The 2,763-nt window shown below is 70.0% G+C and carries 1 protein-coding gene, 1 pseudogene and 1 riboswitch; of the genes and pseudogenes, one reads left to right on the top strand and one right to left on the bottom strand.

Features of this window, described 5'->3' with window-relative positions:
* Nucleotides 1–427 (bottom strand): annotated as a pseudogene (locus tag CS062_RS24970) (hypothetical protein); the annotation flags it as partial.
* Between the two features lie 234 nt (nucleotides 428–661).
* Nucleotides 662–797: riboswitch (TPP riboswitch) on the top strand.
* A 122-nt stretch (nucleotides 798–919) separates the two neighbouring features.
* On the opposite strand from CS062_RS24970, the gene thiC reads away from it, so the two are divergent.
* The coding region (gene thiC / locus CS062_RS24975) for a phosphomethylpyrimidine synthase ThiC (protein WP_099864547.1) at nucleotides 920–2,763 on the top strand (1,844 nt) is incomplete at its 3' end.

Consider the following 2,763-nt stretch of genomic DNA (forward strand, 5'->3'; position numbering starts at 1 on the left):
GCTGGGTCGGCGTCGTCGTGATCGGCGCGGGGGCAGTGGCCGCCGCCATCGCGGGCGCCTCCTGCGTGGCACTGCGCGCGGCGAGCGCGCGTTCCGAGGCGGGATCGAGATCCTGACGGCGAGCGGGCGCCGGAGCCGGCGCGGCCGTGGCCACCGGACGAGCGGCAGGCTTGGGCGCCTCGGCCTTGGCGTCGTGGCGTTCGGGGGTCTTCTTCTCGCCCTTCTCGGCGTGGAACTTGATCCACTGGAAGACCTTGTCGGCATCGCGCCTGGCGCGGTCGACATCGCTCATGGAGGCCTTGGGATCGGCCGGCGCGGCGGGCGTCGCCGTCTGCGCCTGCGCGGCCATCGCGACCAGGGACAAGCTCAAGACCTGGCACAGCGCCAGACCGCGACGCCGGACGTTCAGGAGACTACGGCTGCTCATCACTCCACCCTCTCGATTGCGCTGGTTGCTCTCTTTTGGAGACAACGCCGGTCTTGTCTACGGTTCTTGGTCTTGGTTCTCGCGCCCCGGCATGAGCGCCGCAGTGTAAGAAGTCACCACCGTGACGACGCCTCGGGGTTTGCCCGGAATCAGGATGTAACAGCGGGCCGCAAGGCCCATGGCGTCGAGGAAGTCACGATCTCGCGGGGTCGCGCGCGGACCGGCCTATACTGCGCGCCTGCTCCGGGGTGCCCTGGGCCGATCCGCGCGACAGCGCGGGGCGGCACGGGCTGAGACATGGCGATGAAGCTGTGGACCCGCTGAACTTGATCCGGTTCGTACCGGCGTAAGAAGAGCCCGCCCTTCCAGGCGCACCTCGGCGATCCGCGCGCGTTCTCGCGCTCCGCCTGTGCGCCGCTCCACGAGAAGGGTCCTGTTCGTCACGCCCGCGTGCCTTTCAGTCCAGCCTCCGGCGCCCAACCGGAGACCCTGATGCTGGACCTGACGCACGACCTGCCCCCGACCGCCGCAAGCCCCGATGCCGCCGCGGAGTTCCATCACCGCCTCGCCGCCAGCCGCGCGCCGCTGCCGGCCTCGACCAAGACGCATGAGGCGGGCGTGCTGCATCCGCAGCTGCGGGTGCCGCTGCGCGAGATCGCGCTGACCAACGGCGAGCGCATCGCCGTCTACGACACCTCCGGTCCCTACACCGATCCCGCGGTCACCACCGACGTGCGACGCGGCCTGCCCGCGACGCGCGCCGCCTGGGTGGAATCGCGCGGCGACACCGAGCCCTACACCGGCCGCCCGATCCAGCTCTTCGACGACGGCCTGCGGGAAGCCGCGCAGCAGCAGGCGCTGCGCGCGCAGAGCGCGGCGCTGAACCGCACGCCCCGGCGCGCCCGTGCCGGCGGCAACGTGACGCAGATGCACTACGCGCGCCGCGGCATCGTCACCGCCGAGATGGAGTACGTCGCGATCCGCGAGAACGGCCGCCGCGCCTGGATGCACGAGTACCTCGCCGACAGCGAGCGCGAGCAGCGCCTGCGCGGCCAGGGCCTGGGCGCACAGATCCCCGCGATCATCACGCCCGAGTTCGTGCGGGACGAGGTGGCCCGCGGCCGCGCCATCATCCCGGCCAACATCAACCACCCGGAACTCGAGCCGATGGCGATCGGCCGCAACTTCCTGGTCAAGGTCAACGCCAACATCGGCAACTCCGCGGTCAGCTCCGGCATCGAGGAAGAGGTCGAGAAGCTCGTCTGGGCGACGCGCTGGGGCGCGGACACCGTGATGGACCTGTCCACCGGCCGCAACATCCACACGACGCGTGACTGGATCCTGCGCAACAGCCCCGTGCCCATCGGCACCGTGCCGATCTACCAGGCGCTGGAGAAGGTCGGCGGCGTGGCCGAGGACCTCACCTGGGCGCTCTTCCGCGACACGCTGATCGAGCAGGCCGAGCAGGGCGTCGACTACTTCACCATCCACGCCGGCGTGCGGCTGCCCTTCGTGCCGATGACGGTCAAGCGCCGCACCGGCATCGTGTCGCGCGGGGGCTCGATCCTGGCGAAGTGGTGCATCGCCCATCACCGCGAAAACTTCCTCTACACGCACTTCGAAGAGATCTGCGAAATCATGAAGGCCTATGACGTCAGCTTCTCGCTGGGCGACGGCCTGCGGCCCGGCTCGCTCGCCGATGCCAACGACGAGGCGCAGTTCGCCGAGCTGCGCACGCTCGGCGAGCTGACGAAGATCGCGTGGAAGCACGACGTGCAGACGATGATCGAAGGCCCCGGTCACGTGCCGATGCACATGATCCAGGCCAACATGACCGAGCAGCTCAAGCACTGCGACGAGGCGCCGTTCTACACGCTGGGGCCGCTGACGACCGACATCGCGCCCGGCTACGACCACATCACCAGCGGCATCGGCGCCGCGATGATCGGCTGGTTCGGCTGCGCGATGCTGTGCTACGTGACGCCCAAGGAGCACCTGGGCCTGCCCGACCGCGACGACGTGAAGCAGGGCCTGATGGCCTACAAGATCGCGGCGCATGCGGCGGACATCGCCAAGGGCCACCCGGCGGCGCGCGCCCGCGACGACGCGCTGTCCAAGGCGCGCTTCGAGTTCCGCTGGGAGGACCAGTTCAACCTGGGCCTGGACCCCGAGACCGCGCGCGAGTTCCACGACGAGACGCTGCCCAAGGACAGCGCCAAGGTGGCGCACTTCTGCTCGATGTGCGGGCCCAAGTTCTGCTCGATGAAGATCACGCAGGACGTGCGCGAGTACAGCGCGCAGCTCGCGGCGGAGGGCGCCGGCAGCGCGGGCGCCCC

It is taken from the genome of Roseateles chitinivorans (genome assembly GCF_002761755.1).
GTDB classification, from domain to species: domain Bacteria; phylum Pseudomonadota; class Gammaproteobacteria; order Burkholderiales; family Burkholderiaceae_C; genus Roseateles; species Roseateles chitinivorans.